Source organism: Vibrio hepatarius (assembly GCF_018860525.1).
GTDB classification, from domain to species: domain Bacteria; phylum Pseudomonadota; class Gammaproteobacteria; order Enterobacterales; family Vibrionaceae; genus Vibrio; species Vibrio hepatarius_B.
This window is the reverse complement of sequence record NZ_JAHKPM010000021.1, coordinates 78,242-95,206: the sequence shown is the minus strand read 5'-3', so window position 1 is coordinate 95,206 and position 16,965 is coordinate 78,242. Positions and strand designations below refer to the sequence as shown.

14 protein-coding genes are annotated in these 16,965 nt (G+C 42.1%); 10 read left to right on the top strand and 4 right to left on the bottom strand.

The window, feature by feature from the left end:
• Positions 1 to 10: 10 nt before the first annotated feature.
• Complete coding sequence (nadC, locus tag KO511_RS06685; protein ID WP_215986687.1) at positions 11 to 898, bottom strand: carboxylating nicotinate-nucleotide diphosphorylase; 888 nt, start codon at positions 896 to 898, stop codon at positions 11 to 13.
• A gap of 132 nt (positions 899 to 1,030) precedes the next feature.
• Between nadC and ampD the strand changes: the two genes are divergently transcribed.
• The gene (gene ampD, locus KO511_RS06680; RefSeq protein ID WP_215986686.1) at positions 1,031 to 1,576 is read left to right on the top strand and encodes a 1,6-anhydro-N-acetylmuramyl-L-alanine amidase AmpD; all 546 of its coding nucleotides are present in this window, start codon (positions 1,031 to 1,033) and stop codon (positions 1,574 to 1,576) included.
• A 94-nt stretch (positions 1,577 to 1,670) separates the two neighbouring features.
• Here ampD and fldB read toward each other — a convergent pair whose 3' ends face one another.
• A complete protein-coding gene (gene fldB, locus KO511_RS06675; protein WP_215986685.1) occupies positions 1,671 to 2,192 on the bottom strand; it encodes a flavodoxin FldB in 522 nt (173 codons plus the stop codon).
• Positions 2,193 to 2,373: 181 nt separating this feature from the next.
• Between fldB and xerD the strand changes: the two genes are divergently transcribed.
• The 7 genes from xerD (at position 2,374) to lpdA (ending at position 13,381) form a co-directional block, all read left to right on the top strand.
• Positions 2,374 to 3,252 (top strand): site-specific tyrosine recombinase XerD, encoded by an 879-nt coding sequence (gene xerD, locus KO511_RS06670; RefSeq protein ID WP_215986717.1) that lies wholly within the window; start codon positions 2,374 to 2,376, stop codon positions 3,250 to 3,252.
• A gap of 37 nt (positions 3,253 to 3,289) precedes the next feature.
• Positions 3,290 to 4,042 carry a thioredoxin fold domain-containing protein gene (locus KO511_RS06665; RefSeq protein WP_215986684.1) on the top strand — a complete coding sequence of 251 codons (753 nt, stop codon included), beginning with the start codon at positions 3,290 to 3,292 and terminating at the stop codon, positions 4,040 to 4,042.
• Positions 4,043 to 4,183: 141 nt separating this feature from the next.
• Positions 4,184 to 5,920 carry a single-stranded-DNA-specific exonuclease RecJ gene (recJ, locus tag KO511_RS06660; protein WP_215986683.1) on the top strand — a complete coding sequence of 579 codons (1,737 nt, stop codon included), beginning with the start codon at positions 4,184 to 4,186 and terminating at the stop codon, positions 5,918 to 5,920.
• Between the two features lie 394 nt (positions 5,921 to 6,314).
• Positions 6,315 to 7,082: a pyruvate dehydrogenase complex transcriptional repressor PdhR gene (pdhR, locus tag KO511_RS06655; protein ID WP_215986682.1), complete on the top strand. Its 768-nt coding sequence runs from the start codon at positions 6,315 to 6,317 to the stop codon at positions 7,080 to 7,082.
• 48 nt (positions 7,083 to 7,130) lie between these two features.
• A complete protein-coding gene (aceE, locus tag KO511_RS06650) occupies positions 7,131 to 9,800 on the top strand; it encodes a pyruvate dehydrogenase (acetyl-transferring), homodimeric type (protein ID WP_215986681.1) in 2,670 nt (889 codons plus the stop codon).
• A gap of 19 nt (positions 9,801 to 9,819) precedes the next feature.
• Positions 9,820 to 11,703, top strand: coding sequence for a pyruvate dehydrogenase complex dihydrolipoyllysine-residue acetyltransferase (gene aceF / locus KO511_RS06645; RefSeq protein ID WP_215986680.1), 1,884 nt, complete (start codon positions 9,820 to 9,822; stop codon positions 11,701 to 11,703).
• Positions 11,704 to 11,953: 250 nt separating this feature from the next.
• A complete protein-coding gene (lpdA, locus tag KO511_RS06640) occupies positions 11,954 to 13,381 on the top strand; it encodes a dihydrolipoyl dehydrogenase (RefSeq protein ID WP_215986679.1) in 1,428 nt (475 codons plus the stop codon).
• 122 nt (positions 13,382 to 13,503) lie between these two features.
• Here the strand turns inward: lpdA and KO511_RS06635 are convergent, their stop codons facing one another.
• Positions 13,504 to 14,109 (bottom strand): LuxR/HapR/OpaR family quorum-sensing transcriptional regulator, encoded by a 606-nt coding sequence (locus KO511_RS06635; protein ID WP_125319686.1) that lies wholly within the window; start codon positions 14,107 to 14,109, stop codon positions 13,504 to 13,506.
• 304 nt (positions 14,110 to 14,413) lie between these two features.
• Here KO511_RS06635 and hpt point away from each other — a divergent pair, with 304 nt between their 5' ends.
• A complete protein-coding gene (gene hpt / locus KO511_RS06630; protein WP_215986678.1) occupies positions 14,414 to 14,944 on the top strand; it encodes a hypoxanthine phosphoribosyltransferase in 531 nt (176 codons plus the stop codon).
• A gap of 102 nt (positions 14,945 to 15,046) precedes the next feature.
• Here hpt and can read toward each other — a convergent pair whose 3' ends face one another.
• Entirely contained in the window at positions 15,047 to 15,706 is a 660-nt protein-coding gene (can, locus tag KO511_RS06625) for a carbonate dehydratase (protein ID WP_215986677.1), read from the bottom strand.
• 344 nt (positions 15,707 to 16,050) lie between these two features.
• Between can and KO511_RS06620 the strand changes: the two genes are divergently transcribed.
• Complete coding sequence (locus KO511_RS06620) at positions 16,051 to 16,965, top strand: ABC transporter ATP-binding protein (RefSeq protein ID WP_215986676.1); 915 nt, start codon at positions 16,051 to 16,053, stop codon at positions 16,963 to 16,965.

Sequence of the window (16,965 nt, the reverse complement as noted above, 5' to 3'; positions counted from 1 at the left end):
AATATTATCTCTATTTGAAGCGCATCGATAAGTCGAGTGCTTTGATATGTTTGGTTAACGCTCCAACCGAAATATAATCGACACCGGTTTTCGCATATTCTCGCAGAGTCTCTAGAGTAACGTTACCCGAATTCTCCAATGCAGCGCGACCTGCGTTAATTCTGACAGCCTCACGCATCATATCAGTGGTGAAATTATCCAGCATAATAATGTCAGCACCAGCATTAATGGCTTCCTTCAGCTCCTGCAAGCTTTCCGTTTCGACTTCAATAGGCTTGCCTGGGTGAAGCTGCTTTGCCGCATGAATGGTTTGGCTAATCCCACCATTAGCAATAATGTGGTTCTCTTTGATGAGATAAGCATCGAAGACACCAATACGATGATTAAATCCTCCCCCACAGGTGACGGCATACTTTAAAGCACTGCGTAAGCCGGGAATCGTTTTTCGGGTATCGAGAAGGCGACAGCCTGTTCCTTCCAGCTGTTTGGCATATTGGGCTGTAACAGTGGCGCAACCTGACAATGTTTGTATAAAGTTCATTGCGTTGCGTTCGCCAGTTAATAAAGCCCGAGATGGACCAGAAAGATGGCAAAGGACTTGGTTTGGTTCGACGGTATCTCCGTCTTTGACAAGCCAGTCGATATTAACTTCACTTCCTAGCTGTTTGAAAACTTCATCTGCCCAAGCGCGACCGCAAAATATACCGTGCTCACGAGTAATAATAGTTGCTTCATTGCGAGCGCTTTCTGAGATTAAACTTGCAGTAATATCAGCGGCAGGATCAAGCGTGCCGCCCAAGTCCTCTTTGATTGCTTTGGTTACCGAGTGAGAAATTTCTGTTGGTAATTGTTGTTTTAAATACTCAAGGCGTTCGTTGCTGTTATGGGGATGCGTCATCACAAATTTAATAGGCAGTTGTACATGAGTCGGGCATGATACGATGACTTGAGGGGAAATTCAGCCATTATTCTGGTATTTAGTGTCCAAAATTATAAAATCAAGAACTTAACAACAGTATAGGAGATGAAAATGATCGATGAAAAAGGTTGGTATCAAGAAGCGCGACACGTCCCATCTCCATTTTTTGATCATAGACCGAATATTCAAGATATCTCTTTATTGGTGATTCATAATATTAGCTTGCCACCCGGACAGTTTGATGGACCTTTCATTGAGCAGTTATTTACCGGTCAGCTTGAGCCTAAAGCCCACCCTTTTTTTGAATTTATCTATCAAAGTAGGGTTTCCGCTCATTGTTTAATTAGGCGGGATGGTGAAGTAGTTCAGTTTGTTCCATTTACAGCTAGAGCTTGGCATGCAGGTGTTTCCAGCTTTGCTGGGCGAGAAAAATGCAACGATTATTCGATCGGTATTGAGCTGGAAGGCAATGATTTTATCGCGTATACCGATGAGCAATATCAGGCACTGACAGTCTTAACTCAAGTTATACAAGCATGTTTTCCTAAAATTACCTTGCCCAGAATTACAGGGCATCAATATATTGCGCCAATGCGTAAAACTGATCCTGGGTTGGTATTTGATTGGGCAAGGTATCGAAGTGGGTTAAGTGGCTAAATTATCGCGTATTATTATGGTGAAAGATAATTGATTAAACTTCTCGCTCAGATGAGCAGGTTGATGTTTGGCCACCAACCTAATGAGGCTTACTTTAAAGAGTCTCTTGGTATTCGATCAACACCTGTTCAACCCATGTTGCAATGCGTTCATCACTGAGCTCATACTGGGAGTCTTCATCCAAAGCAAGGCCAACAAAGTGTTTTTTATCGTCAGTGAGGGCTTTAGATGCATCAAATTGGTAACTCTCATCATTTGGCCAATAGCCGATGATATTCGCACCTGTTTTTTGTAGTTGTTCATGCAGCATACCCATCGCATCTAGATACCATTCGCCATAGCCCTCTTGATCGCCAAGCCCATATAATGCGATGGTTTTATCATTTAGCGATAAGGTTGAAATATCATTCCAAATTTCATCCCAGTCTTCTTGAATTTCTCCAAAGTCCCAAGTAGATATGCCTAGAATGAGTAAATCGTAATTTTCCGCCTCAGTTAGAGGTGTTTGTTTGACATTAAAAATATCAACCAGATCTTCGCCTAAAATTACTCGCATTTTTTCTGCGGCCATTTCGGTATAGCAGGTGGTTGAACCGTAAAACAGACCAATTTTCATCACTTTCTTTTTCACTCATTCTAAATAATAGTGAATTCTAACCATAAAATGGCGAGCTTTGCAGCGAATATGCAGAATAAAAAGCAATTTTTATAGCTTTATTACCTCATGACACTTACATTGAGCGCATATCTTACAGTTGAGGATTAATGTGTCAGATAAGATTTCTTTTGAGCAGGGGATGATTGAGCAGTTTCTTGATGCGATGTGGATGGAAAGAGGATTGTCTGAAAACACTTTGATGTCTTATCGTAATGACTTGTCGAAGCTGATTCAGTGGATGAACGATAACAATTATCGTCTTGATTTCATAAGCCTATCTGGTCTGCAGGATTATCAAAGCTGGTTGATGGATCAAGAATATAAACAGACCTCCCGCGCAAGAATGTTGTCAGCTATACGACGCTTATTTCAGTATCTTCATAGAGAAAAAGTGCGAGCCGATGACCCTAGTGCACTTCTGGTCAGCCCTAAGTTACCCAAGCGACTTCCTAAAGATCTTAGTGAGGAGCAAGTTGAGGCATTATTAAATGCTCCGAACACTAATGATGCTTTGGAGTTAAGAGATAAAGCGATGCTTGAACTGCTCTATGCGACTGGACTTCGCGTAACCGAACTTGTCAGCCTGACGATGGAAAATATTAGTCTTAGACAAGGTGTTGTGCGCGTGACTGGTAAGGGAGGAAAAGAGCGCTTGGTTCCTATGGGAGAAAATGCTGTTGAATGGATTGAAACTTTTATCCAGCAAGGGCGGTCTGAGTTGCTAGGAGAAACAACGTCTGATGTAGTTTTTCCGAGCAAAAGAGCACGTCAAATGACGCGCCAGACGTTTTGGCATCGCATCAAGCATTATGCCATTATGGCTGGAATTGAGACTGAACTGTTGTCGCCACATGTGTTGCGTCATGCATTTGCCACCCATTTGCTCAATTATGGAGCAGACCTTAGAGTTGTGCAAATGCTATTAGGACACAGTGACTTATCGACAACACAAATTTATACTCACGTGGCAACAGAGCGATTAAAGCAGTTACACAGTGAGCATCATCCAAGAGCATAGGGGATGCCCTTTGTCAGTAAATAATAAGGTGAATTCAATGAGCGTATTACGCCGAATGACTCTACTTACCCTTCCTTTACTAGTGGCCGCACAAACGGTCTCAGCAGCAGAGATAAAAGTAGATAAAGCTCAACTTGAAAAACGTTTTTCTAAATTAGGTTTAGAAATTAGCAAAGTAGTACCAGCCGATATTAAAGGTTTGGTGGAGGTTCAAACCAGTGGTGGGGTTCTTTTTGCTTCGCCAGACGGTGAATATTTTTTAGCTGGGACCTTATATAAGCTTGATAAAGATGGCCAGTATGAAGATGTATTAGCCAAACGTCAGGCTCCTATCAATGCGGCTAAAATTAACAAATTCCAAGACAGCATGATTGAATTCAAAGCTAAAGATGAGAAATATGTTGTTACAGTATTTACCGATATAACCTGTGGCTATTGTGTACGCCTACACAATCAAATTAAAGACTATAACAATCTTGGTATCACCATTCGCTATATGGCCTATCCGCGTCAAGGAGGAGTAGGCTCAGTTGCCGATAAAATGGCGACTATTTGGGGAGCAAAAGACCCGCAAAAATCGATGGATATCGCAAAGGAAAAAAGTGAATTCCCAGACAAGAGCAAAGACTTTGCTAAATTCCAAGATATTATCAAAAAACACTATAATTTGGGTCGAGAGTTGGGTATCAGTGGCACTCCTGCGATCTTTTTGCCAGGCGGTGAAATGGTGGGCGGTTATCTGCCACCAGATCAAATGCTAAAACGTTTACAACAGACTCAAAAGTCGTAAAGTATCAGCGTTGACTCGTTAGAGTTATTGAAAAGTAGCGGTAACCACCTTGCCTCAATTTATTTAAACAAATGGTGGTTGTCCGCTTTCTGTACTTTCCATTTCTAGTTCCTCCTAAAGCACAAGTTTGATTTTATAGTTATGATCGAGATTCAACGTCGTCCAGAAGCAAATCTGAGTTTACTCGAGGCTGATATTACGCCTCTTCTTAAACGTATCTATATTTCTCGTGGGATTACTTGCTCCCAGCAGCTAGAAACAGCAGCCCGTTATCTGCATTCATATCAAAATTTACATGGGATTGATAAAGCGGTAAAACTTTTACATGAGGCAATATCAGTCAATAAACGAATTATCGTGGTCGGTGATTTTGATGCAGATGGAGCAACCAGTTCGGCTTTATCCGTGATAGCGCTAAGAACGCTTGGTTCAGAAAATGTTGATTATTTAGTACCAAATCGTTTCGAAGACGGTTATGGATTGAGTCCTGAAGTTGTGGATCAGGCTATTGAGCTTGGTGCTGAAGTGATCATGACGGTTGATAATGGAGTGTCTTCTATTGAAGGAGTACGCTATGCCAAATCACGAGGTCTAACGGTATTGGTTACGGATCATCATTTACCGGGCAATGAACTCCCTATTGCAGATGCTATGGTTAACCCGAATCTCGAGTCTTGTCGTTTTCCATCTAAAGCATTAGCCGGGGTTGGTGTTGCATTTTACTTGATGATGGCGCTTTGTGTGTACTTGCGCGATTTAGGCTGGTTTTCTCAGCGAGGTATAACAGAGCCGAAATTAATGGGATTATTAGACCTTGTGGCACTGGGAACCGTTGCTGATGTGGTTCCCCTCGATGAAAACAATCGAATTTTGGTTCATCAAGGCTTACAGCGTATTCGCGCAGGTAAATCTAGACCAGGAATTTTGGCTCTAATTGAAGTCGCAAAGCGAGACCCTCGCAGGTTGGTTGCCGCTGATTTTGGGTTTGGATTAGGCCCGCGTATTAATGCTGCTGGGCGCTTGGATGATATGTCATTTGGTGTTGAACTTTTACTGACTGATAATATTCATGCTGCGCGTCGAATGGCGAATGAGTTGGATGGGCTGAATCAAACTCGAAAAGAGATTGAAGAGGGAATGAAGCAAGAGGCGATGGCATTTTGTGAGCGCTTGCAATTTGGTGATAATAACATGCCCCATGGGCTAGTATTATTTCAGCGTGATTGGCATCAAGGGGTGATTGGTATTCTTGCATCCCGAATTAAAGAAAAGTTTCACCGCCCGGTTATTGCTTTTGCTGATGGTGGTGATGGTATGCTAAAAGGTTCATGCCGTTCAATACCAGGTTTGCATATGCGTGATACTTTAGACCATATTGATACCCAAAACCCAGGTCTCATTATTAAGTTTGGTGGCCATGCAATGGCTGCTGGTTTAACTATTTTAGAAAAAGATTTTGAGCGATTCTCTCCGCTTTTTGATGTTGCCGTTAAGGCAGAGCTCGATGAAGCGACTCTTAAAGGTATTATTCTCTCCGACGGTGAACTTAAACCAGAAGAATTTTCTATGCATACTGCAGAGTTACTTCGCGCTGCTGGACCTTGGGGACAAGCTTTTCCTGAGCCTGTCTTTGATGGTGAGTTCAAGCTGCTTCACCAAAAACTGGTGGGTGAAAAACATCTAAAACTTATGCTAGAGCCTTTATATAAGGGTCATCCAACCAATATTATGTTAGACGGTATTGCTTTTAATGTTGATTTGCGGCGCTGGCCTGATGCTTCAGTAAAAACAGTTCGCTTGGCTTTTAAACTTGATATAAATGAATTTCGAGGTAATCAATCATTACAACTCATGATTGATCATCTTGAAGCCAAATGATCAACAACAGAATGGTAATAGGTAATCCCCCCTCTTTTATGCCTATGAAACCTTGTAGGCAATCTATGTACTGGCTTTTTCTCTACATTACTTAACACTTAGTTATCAACTTTGAGTAGGTAATTGGGTTTTTTGGTTGAAACTTAGTGCCGATGGTCGGCTCTAAGTTTGATCTAGCTGGGACTTCAAAATTTAATTGTTTATTCATTGTAATTGGTCTGACCAATTGAGTTGCTGTTTTAATCAGCTATTGTTATCAGAGTGTTGATGGTTATCTTGTTCAATGATATGGGTCAACTTTTGACTGGAACTTGCGTTTTAATTATGTTAGTTTCTTGGCCAATATGAAATTGGTATTACCAATTGACTGCAAAAAAATAGAAGAACAACAACTATGGCTTATCAAAGGATTCGTCAGCCAAAACTTTCTGATGTTATAGAACAAGAATTAGAAAGGCTGATTGTGGAAGGAACCTTATCTCCGGGGCAGCAGTTGCCACCAGAGCGAGAACTGGCAAAACAGTTTGATGTTTCTCGACCCTCAATCCGAGAAGCCATACAGCGCCTAGAAGCCAAACGCCTTCTAACGCGTCGCCAGGGTGGTGGTACATTTGTTAGTGAGAAAATTTGGACGAGTTTCTCCGATCCTCTGCTAAATTTATTGTCTAGCCATTCGGAAACACAGTTGGACTTGCTTGAAACGCGTCATGCGATGGAAGGTATTTCCGCTTATTTTGCAGCAGTTCGTGGTACCGAACAGGACTTTGCCCGTATCCAAGCATGCTTGAGAAATATTAGTGAAGAGCAAACGAAGAAGAACGTTGAGGCTGAAGCCACTGCAGTTATGCAGTTTTTGATAGCCTTAACTGAAGCGGCCCACAACGTGGTTTTATTGCACATTGTGCGCAGTTTGGCACCACTATTAGAGCAAAATGTCCTGCAGAATCTCAAACTCTTACATCGTCGTGATGAAGTGGTTGAAAAAGTAAGTAGACACCGAGCTAATATTGTAGATGCGATTGTTTCAGGTCAGCCTGAAAAGGCACGTGAAATGTCACACTCTCATTTAGCTTATATCGAAGAAACATTGTTGGATTTGAGTCGTGAAGAATCCCGCCGTGAGCGGTCTTTGCGTCGAATTCAACAGGGTAACGACTCATAACAGCGTTACTTAAATATATAGATCCAACCAACAGAAGGATAGATCGCCATGTCTGATATGAAGCATGACGTAGACGCACTGGAAACTCAAGATTGGCTAAAAGCTCTTGAATCCGTTGTTCGTGAAGAAGGTGTAGAACGTGCCCAGTTTCTACTAGAAACCGTTCTAGAAAAAGCACGTTTAGATGGTGTTGATATGCCTACGGGGATCAACACTAATTACATTAACACTATTCCAGCCGCACAAGAGCCAGCATACCCGGGCGACACCACGCTTGAACGTCGTATTCGTTCAATCATTCGCTGGAACGCAATCATGATTGTCTTGCGTGCCTCTAAGAAAGACCTAGACCTAGGTGGTCATATGGCTTCTTATCAGTCTGCAGCGTCATTCTACGAAGTATGTTTCAACCATTTCTTCCGTGCTCCAAATGACACGGACGGTGGCGATCTGGTTTACTACCAAGGTCATATTTCCCCTGGGATATACTCGCGCGCATTTGTTGAAGGGCGTCTGACTGAAGAACAGTTAGATAATTTCCGTCAAGAAGTCGATGGAAAAGGTATACCATCATACCCGCACCCTAAACTTATGCCTGAGTTCTGGCAGTTCCCAACAGTATCGATGGGCCTTGGCCCTATCTCTGCTATCTATCAGGCGCGCTTCCTCAAGTATCTTGAAGGACGTGGTCTGAAAGATACGTCAGCGCAACGCGTATATGCGTTTCTCGGTGACGGTGAAATGGATGAACCAGAATCCCGCGGTTCTCTTTCGTTTGCTGCACGTGAAAAGCTAGACAATCTGTGTTTTCTTATCAACTGTAATCTACAGCGTTTAGATGGCCCTGTTATGGGTAACGGTAGCATCATCCAAGAACTAGAAGGTCTATTTAAAGGCGCTGGTTGGAATGTTGTTAAAGTTATTTGGGGTAGTAACTGGGATTCCCTACTGGCTAAAGACACGTCAGGTAAGCTACTTCAGCTAATGAATGAAACGGTAGACGGTGATTACCAAACCTTTAAGTCTAAAGATGGTGCGTACGTACGTGAACACTTCTTTGGAAAATACCCAGAAACAGCCGCACTTGTTGCTGATATGACAGACGATGAAATTTTCGCTCTTAAGCGTGGTGGTCATGAGTCATCTAAGCTGTTCGCCGCATATAAAAATGCTGCGGATACAAAAGGCCGCCCAACCGTTATTTTAGCGAAGACGGTTAAAGGCTACGGAATGGGTGAAGCGGCTGAAGGTAAAAACATCGCACACCAAGTTAAGAAAATGGATATGACTCACGTATTGCACTTACGTGATCGTCTAGGGCTTCAAGACATCCTCACGGATGACGCAGTACAAGCGTTACCGTATCTGAAACTAGAACAAGGTTCAGCGGAATACGAATACCTTCATGCTCGTCGTAAAGCACTGAAAGGTTATACGCCACAGCGCTTACCTAGATTTACTCAAGATCTTCAAGTGCCTGAACTTGAAGAGTTTGCTCCTCTGCTTAGTGAGCAAAAGCGTGAAATTTCGACCACAATGGCCTATGTACGTACGCTAAACATTCTTCTAAAGAATAAAGGTATTGGCAAAAATGTTGTGCCTATTATATGTGATGAAGCACGTACCTTTGGTATGGAAGGCTTATTCCGTCAAATTGGTATTTATAACCCACATGGCCAAGAATACACACCGGAAGACAAAGGCATTGTTTCTTATTATAAAGAAGCGACGTCTGGTCAAGTGCTCCAAGAAGGTATCAATGAACTAGGGTCTATGGCTTCTTGGGTTGCTGCTGCAACATCATACAGCACCAATGACCTGCCTATGATCCCATTTTACATTTACTACTCAATGTTTGGTTTCCAACGTGTAGGTGATATGGCTTGGATGGCGGGTGATCAACAGTCACGTGGTTTCCTATTAGGTGCTACAGCAGGCCGTACAACCCTAAACGGTGAAGGCTTACAGCACGAAGATGGGCACTCGCACATAATGGCGAATACAATTCCTAATTGTATTTCCTACGATCCGACTTTTGCCTATGAAGTTGCCGTCATCATGCAAGATGGTATTCGTCGCATGTATGGTTCAGAGCAAGAAAATGTGTTCTATTACTTAACACTGATGAACGAAAACTACGCAATGCCAGCAATGCCTGAAGGCGCGGAAGAAGGCATTCGTAAAGGTATCTACAAACTTGAAAGTTACTCAGGTAAGCGCGGAAAAGGTAAAGTTCAGCTCATGAGCTCTGGTACTATCATGAACGAAGTACGCAAGGCTGCTCAAATCTTAAGTGATGAGTATGGTGTTGCTTCTGATGTTTACTCAGTCACATCATTCAACGAAATTACTCGTGATGGTCAAGCCGTAGAGCGCTTTAACATGCTGCATCCAGAAGCAAAAGCTCAGGTGCCATACATTACGCAATTGATGGGTAAAGAGCCTGCAATCGCAGCCACTGACTACATGAAAAATTACGCAGAGCAAGTTCGTGCATTTATGCCTTCTGAATCATTTAAAGTGCTTGGCACGGATGGTTTTGGTCGTTCAGATAGCCGTGAAAACCTACGCCGTCACTTTGAAGTGAATGCAGGTTATGTGGTGGTTGCAGCACTAACAGAACTCGAAAGGCTTGGTAAGGTTGATAAATCAGTGATCGTGGAAGCGATTAAAAAATTCGATATCGACACTGAGAAAACTAACCCGTTGTACGCTTAATTGGAAAGGTAGATAAGAAATGGCAATCGAAATTAATGTACCAGATATCGGTGCGGATGAGGTTGAAGTTACTGAAATTCTTGTAAGCGTTGGTGACAAGGTTGAAGTAGAGCAATCTCTGATAACAGTTGAAGGCGATAAAGCTTCTATGGAAGTGCCTGCATCGACAGCGGGTATCGTTAAAGAAATCAAAGTTGCAGAAGGCGATTCTGTTTCTACTGGTTCTCTTATTATGATCTTTGAAGCAGAAGGTGCTGTAGCGGCGCCTATTGCCCCAGTAGTTGAAGCGGCGGCATCTGTTGCAGCTGTTCCTACAGCGGCAGCCGAGCTTAAAGAAGTTCATGTCCCAGATATCGGCGGTGATGAAGTTGAAGTCACTGAAATCATGGTTGCTATCGGTGATTCTGTAGAAGAAGAACAATCCCTTCTTACAGTTGAAGGCGACAAAGCTTCAATGGAAGTACCTGCACCATTCGCTGGTGTGGTTAAAGAAATCAAAATCGCTTCTGGTGATTCGGTATCTACTGGTTCTCTAGTCATGGTATTTGAAGTGGCTGGTTCTGGCGCCGCAGTTGCAGCGGCTCCTGTTGCAGTAGCGGCACCAGTTGCAGCGCCTCTAGCAACCTCAGCTGAGAAAGAAGTGAACGTTCCTGATATCGGTGGCGACGAAGTCGAGGTGACTGAAATCATGGTAGCGGTTGGTGATACAGTAGAAGAAGAGCAATCTCTAATTACTGTTGAAGGTGACAAAGCTTCAATGGAAGTGCCTGCCCCATTCGCTGGTACAGTAAAAGAAATCAAGATTACCGCTGGCGACAAAGTGTCAACAGGTTCTTTAATCATGACGTTCGTTGTTGAAGGCGCGGCTCCCGCTCCTGTTGCAGCTTCTGTACAAGCAGCAGCTCCGGCACCTGTTTCTAAAGCAGAAGCCGCAGCGCCAGCAGCAACTGGTGATTTTCAAGAGAACGGTGACTACGCGCACGCTTCTCCAGTGGTGCGTCGTCTTGCTCGTGAATTTGGCGTTAACCTTTCTAAGGTTAAAGGTACGGGTCGTAAGAGCCGTATCCTTAAAGAAGACGTTCAGTCTTACGTTAAAGATGCGCTGAAGCGTCTTGAGTCTGGTGCTACTGCATCTGGTAAAGGCGGCGACGGATCTGCTCTTGGTTTACTACCATGGCCAAAAGTTGACTTTAGTAAGTTTGGTGAAACTGAAGTTCAGAAGCTTTCTAAGATTAAGAAAATCTCTGGCGCTAACCTGCACCGTAACTGGGTAATGATCCCCCATGTTACACAGTGGGACAACGCAGACATCACTGAGCTAGAAGCATTCCGTAAAGAGCAGAACGCAATCGAAGCGAAGAAAGACACTGGGATGAAGATCACACCGCTTGTGTTCATCATGAAAGCGGTTGCTAAAGCGCTTGAAGCATTCCCATCGTTTAACTCTTCTCTTTCTGAAGATGGCGAAAGCATCATTCTTAAAAAGTACGTAAACGTGGGTATTGCGGTAGATACGCCAAACGGTCTTGTTGTTCCTGTTTTCAAAGATGTGAACAAAAAAGGCATTTACGATCTATCTGAAGAGCTAATGGTTGTTTCTAAGAAAGCACGCTCTGGCAAGCTAACAGCGGCAGACATGCAAGGCGGTTGTTTCACCATTTCTAGCCTTGGCGGAATTGGCGGTACAGCATTTACACCTATAGTAAACGCACCAGAGGTGGGTATCCTTGGGGTATCTAAATCTGAAATGAAGCCAGTATGGAACGGTAAAGACTTTGAACCGCGTCTACAATTACCTTTGTCTCTGTCATATGACCACCGTGTTATCGATGGTGCTGAAGGTGCACGTTTCATCACCTACTTGAATGCATGTCTGTCAGACATTCGTCGTTTGGTTCTTTAACCAAATTTACTAACCTAGAGGCGGCGATTTACGCCGCCTCTGTTGATATAAATGCGTGGCAATTGAGTAAAATAAAAATTTTCCTTACTGAATTGCTGACTAGCTCACAGGCTAACTGGAATTGCTTTTCACACCATTAACATCTCTGTAAACTGTTGGCGGTCTGAAATAATGGTTTAAACTAACCACTCTTAAACATAAGAATCAATACCCACTCGCCTGTTAGGGATAATGACTACAAGAGGTCAAAATGAGCAAAGAAATTAAAGCCCAAGTTGTTGTACTTGGTTCTGGTCCTGCTGGTTACTCCGCTGCATTTCGTTGTGCAGACTTAGGTCTTGAAACCGTACTTATCGAACGTTACAGCACTCTTGGTGGCGTATGTCTTAACGTAGGCTGTATCCCATCCAAAGCGCTTCTTCACGTTTCTAAAGTAATTGAAGAAGCTAAAGCGATGTCGGATCATGGCGTTGTATTTGGTGAGCCACAAACAGACATCAATAAAATTCGTATTTGGAAAGAGAAAGTTGTTAATCAGCTAACTGGTGGTCTTAGCGGCATGGCTAAGATGCGTAATGTGACTGTTGTTAGTGGTTACGGTAAATTTACTGGACCTAACTCAATTCAGGTTGAAGGTGAAGGTGAATCTACGTTAGTCAACTTTGATAATGCGATTATTGCGGCTGGCTCTCGTCCTATCAAACTACCATTTATTCCACATGATGACCCTCGTATTTGGGACTCGACTGATGCACTAGAATTAAAAGAAGTGCCAGAAAAGTTATTAGTTATGGGTGGTGGCATAATTGGACTAGAAATGGGCACCGTCTACCAGTCTCTTGGTTCAAAAGTTGATGTTGTAGAGATGTTTGACCAAGTCATCCCTGCGGCGGATAAAGATATTGTTAAAGTGTTCACTAAACGTGTTAAAGATAAGTTCACTTTAATGCTTGAAACAAAAGTGACAGCGGTTGAAGCGAAAGATGATGGTATTTATGTGTCAATGGAAGGTAAAAAAGCACCGGCTGATGCAGAGCGCTATGATGCTGTTCTAGTGGCAATCGGTCGTGTACCTAATGGCCAATTATTCGACGCTGAAAAGGCTGGAGTTGCAGTAGATGAGCGTGGTTTCATCAATGTTGATAAGCAGTTACGCACAAACGTTCCCCATATTTTTGCTATTGGCGATATCGTTGGTCAGCCAATGCTTGCCCATAAAGGGGTGCATGAGGGGCATGTTGCTGCTGAAGTTATTGCTGGCAAGAAACATTACTTTGATCCTAAGGTTATTCCTTCTATTGCTTACACCGAGCCAGAAGTTGCCTGGGTAGGTAAAACTGAAAAAGAAGCAAAAGAAGAGGGCATTAAGTACGAAGTGGCGACTTTCCCTTGGGCGGCATCTGGTCGTGCAATCGCCTCCGATTGTGCTGACGGTATGACCAAGCTGATTTTTGATAAAGAAACTAATCGCGTGATTGGTGGTGCTATTGTTGGTACAAATGGTGGTGAACTACTTGGTGAAATTGGTCTAGCCATTGAAATGGGCTGTGATGCTGAAGACATGGCATTAACCATCCATGCTCACCCAACTCTGCATGAGTCAGTTGGCCTAGCTGCTGAAGTCTTCGAAGGATCTATTACCGATTTACCGAATAAGAAAGCAGTGAAAAAGAAATAATATTTTTCTTACATTTAAATAAAAAACCGCTGATATTTCAGCGGTTTTTTTATGTTTTAAAATCAGGAGAGCATAAAAAAGCCGCCTATCATTGATACGCGGCTTTCATTTCAGTCAGTGCTTTATTTGTAGATACAAAGCATGTCTAGATAACTTTGTGTTAGACGGTTAACTGAATCATCATCTTGAGTACGGTTTGCTTGTACAAATAGTGAGTAGCAGATGCCGTGGAACAGGGTTGCTAAATCTGCGGGGTCATGAATATCACAGACTTCGCCTCGTTCAATTGCTTTGATAAACATGTTTTGAACCAGAAGCTGGTTAGTACGGTTTGTCGTTACAAATAGTGGCCATACTTCATCGCGCGTTGATGCACTCCACTCGAACCAGACTTTAAGCCAATGACAGTCATTGACGACTAGGTCAACCATGGCTGAAGTTAGGTTGCGTAGGTTTTCTTTAGCGTGAATGTCTAGGTCAATGTTGTCAGAGAGGAAGTTAGAGAACTGACGTACAACGTAGTTTAATACATCGTCTACCAGATCTTCTCTAGTAGGGAAGTAATTAAATACTGTTGCAACAGAAACTTGTGCAATTTCTGCAATGTCAGCGTGACCGCCTCGGCCAATACCACGACGAGCAAACACCTCTAATGCAATTTCCATTAGTTGCTGCTTACGTTTTTGTGGGGATAGACGCGTACGCGGTCTTTTAGCTATAGAATCCATAGTTTTATTTCCTTGCCAATTGAGTTGTATATATGGGCTTATGCCCTAATTAGAATATTATTATTGCTTTCGCAGGTATGAGTGTAATGGTGCATATCAATTAGGTCAACGATTTCAGTTTATTTAATAATCATTTTTATTAATACCGTGCTGGAGATCATGTAGTTGCATATATTTATTGCAGCCTTTAATCAGGCAAACGTTTTACCTATGAGATAGTGATGATAAAATATGTGCATAAACCTTAGGTTGGTCGTTAATTCCTTGCCTGATGAATTGTCATTAAATGAAAAATGAGGTTGATATGAAGCATACAATAGAAGTAATGATTTCTGAACAAAAGGTTCAGGATAGGGTAAGTGAATTGGGTCGAGAAATTACAACCTATTTCCAAGGTAGTGAAAATTTAGTATTAGTTGGCTTACTGCGAGGATCATTTGTCTTTATGGCTGATTTGACGAGAAAAATTGAATTAACTCATCAAGTCGATTTTATGACAGCATCTAGCTATGGAAATAGTATGGAAAGTTCTCGTGATGTTAGAATTTTGAAAGATCTTGATGATGATATCAAAGGTAAAGATGTGTTGATCATCGAAGATATTATCGATACAGGAAACACCCTCAACAAAATACGCGAGATACTATCTTTACGTGAGCCTAAGTCGATTTCTATTTGTACTCTTTTGGATAAGCCTTCACGCCGTGAGGTTGAAGTGCCTATAGATTGGGTTGGCTTTGCTATTCCTGATGAGTTTGTAGTTGGCGTCGGTATCGATTATGCGCAAAACTATCGTCACTTACCTTATATTGGCAAGGTTATACCGCAAGAGTAAACCTTCGGCTGCTTAGATGAGCTAACTAAAGCCCTGATTAGATGAAATGTCTAACTTCATGAGAAAGCTTCATGCATGACAGGGCTTTTAGTGGTCGATTTTTTAACCAAGTACTGGCGAAGATAAAATGTTATTTAAAGCTTCTTGGTGACTTGACTCTAGAGAATCACGATTAGAGCAACGTACCCCTAAATCTTGTAATTTACCATTTCCAATACCATAGACAACGCCGTGGATTTCTATCTCTTGACCACGTTCCCAAGCACTTTGTAAAATAGTTGAGTTGCCCAAGTTATAGACTTGTTCAGCGACATTAATTTCACATAATTTATCACCCCACTGATCACGTGGCAGAGACTCAATGTGGTTTTTGTATTTACGGTAGTTGTCACGAATGTGTAATAGCCAATTATTGATTAGGCCCAGTTGAGGATTATCAATTGCGGCATTGACGCCACCACACCCATAGTGGCCACAGACAACAATGTGTTTTACTTTCAGAACTTCAACTGCATATTGTACTACTGACAGGCAATTTAGATCAGTATGAATCACCTGGTTTGCAACATTTCGGTGTACAAATAGTTCACCAGAATATAAACCTGTGAGGCGTTCCGCTGGAACTCGGCTATCTGCGCAGCCAATCCATAGGAAATCAGGATTTTGTCCTTCTTTTAGTTTTGTAAAGTACTCTGGTCGCTCAGCCTTAATGGATTCAGACCACTTTGAGTTGTTTTCAAAAAGCTGTTTTATTTCCGGCATTTTACAATTATTCCTTAACGAACATTATCCCACTATACACAATCTTGGGTCCTCGTTCTCGTCAAATTATCACGATAATTAACTCATCTGATGTCCCAGTCAGCCCTAATATTCCCAGTTGTAATTGAGGGGATTATGGAATTTCATATAGTGTAATTAGATTAATATTCTATATTTCCAGATTGACCGAAATATTTATTGTGTAAGCTTGAATTCAAAGATAAACTCATTTTAGTAGTGGTGGTATTGGGTAAGTTGGCTATGTTTTGTCGTAATCAACGCTTCTACTTAAAGAAAACCTTAACTGAAATATGCAATTAGCCTTATTAATGACAGTGGATACTATGTACGCATTAGAAATAGAACAGCTTCACAAAACATATTCGGGGGGATTTGAGGCTTTAAAAGGTATTAGCCTGAATGTTACTCAAGGAGATTTTTTTGCCCTTCTTGGACCCAATGGTGCTGGTAAGTCAACGACTATAGGAGTGATCTCATCTCTAGTTAACAAGACATCTGGAAGAGTGAAAGTGTTTGGTTTTGATATGGATCAAAGTCTTGAATTAGCTAAGCAACATCTTGGTTTGGTTCCACAGGAGTTTAATTTTAATCCGTTTGAGACAGTAGAGCAGATTATCCTTCAACAAGCGGGTTATTACGGGGTGCCCCGAGAGCTTGCTAAGGAAAGAGCTCAAAAATATCTAACCCAACTTGAGTTGTGGGATAAGAGAAGTGAACGGGCTCGAAACCTATCAGGTGGAATGAAACGGCGACTAATGATAGCTAGGGCCTTAATTCATGAGCCTAAACTATTGATTTTAGATGAACCTACTGCGGGCGTTGATATTGAACTACGTCGTTCTATGTGGGAGTTTCTTAAACAGATAAATCAGCAGGGGATCACAATCATTCTAACGACACATTACCTCGAAGAGGCTGAGATGTTGTGTCGTAATATTGGCATTATTAGTAAAGGTGAGCTGATCGAAAATACGACGATGAAATCTTTGCTTAATAAACTTCATGTGGAAACTTTTATTCTCGACTTAGAAGAGGGGGTTGAAATACCTCAGTTGGATGGTGTAACTAGTCAGAATGTAAAAAATGGCTCGCTCGAAATTGAAATTGAAAAGAGTCAGGGGCTGAATACCATTTTTAGTCAGTTAACCTCTCAGGGAATTAAGGTGTTATCGATGCGAAATAAAGCTAATCGGTTGGAAGAGCTTTTTGTCAATATTGTTCGTCAAGGGGGACAGTAA

Excerpts from the sequence above, each read along its gene's own strand:
- can (WP_215986677.1), bottom strand. The coding sequence starts at position 15,706 with ATGCCGGAAATAAAACAGCTTTTTGAAAACAACTCAAAGTGGTCTGAA.
- xerD (WP_215986717.1), top strand. The coding sequence starts at position 2,374 with ATGATTGAGCAGTTTCTTGATGCGATGTGGATGGAAAGAGGATTGTCT.
- pdhR (WP_215986682.1), top strand. The coding sequence starts at position 6,315 with ATGGCTTATCAAAGGATTCGTCAGCCAAAACTTTCTGATGTTATAGAA.
- aceE (WP_215986681.1), top strand. The coding sequence starts at position 7,131 with ATGTCTGATATGAAGCATGACGTAGACGCACTGGAAACTCAAGATTGG.
- fldB (WP_215986685.1), bottom strand. The coding sequence starts at position 2,192 with ATGAAAATTGGTCTGTTTTACGGTTCAACCACCTGCTATACCGAAATG.
- nadC (WP_215986687.1), bottom strand. The coding sequence starts at position 898 with ATGACGCATCCCCATAACAGCAACGAACGCCTTGAGTATTTAAAACAA.
- KO511_RS06620 (WP_215986676.1), top strand. The coding sequence starts at position 16,051 with ATGTACGCATTAGAAATAGAACAGCTTCACAAAACATATTCGGGGGGA.
- KO511_RS06635 (WP_125319686.1), bottom strand. The coding sequence starts at position 14,109 with ATGGATTCTATAGCTAAAAGACCGCGTACGCGTCTATCCCCACAAAAA.
- lpdA (WP_215986679.1), top strand. The coding sequence starts at position 11,954 with ATGAGCAAAGAAATTAAAGCCCAAGTTGTTGTACTTGGTTCTGGTCCT.
- ampD (WP_215986686.1), top strand. The coding sequence starts at position 1,031 with ATGATCGATGAAAAAGGTTGGTATCAAGAAGCGCGACACGTCCCATCT.
- KO511_RS06665 (WP_215986684.1), top strand. The coding sequence starts at position 3,290 with ATGAGCGTATTACGCCGAATGACTCTACTTACCCTTCCTTTACTAGTG.
- hpt (WP_215986678.1), top strand. The coding sequence starts at position 14,414 with ATGAAGCATACAATAGAAGTAATGATTTCTGAACAAAAGGTTCAGGAT.
- aceF (WP_215986680.1), top strand. The coding sequence starts at position 9,820 with ATGGCAATCGAAATTAATGTACCAGATATCGGTGCGGATGAGGTTGAA.
- recJ (WP_215986683.1), top strand. The coding sequence starts at position 4,184 with ATGATCGAGATTCAACGTCGTCCAGAAGCAAATCTGAGTTTACTCGAG.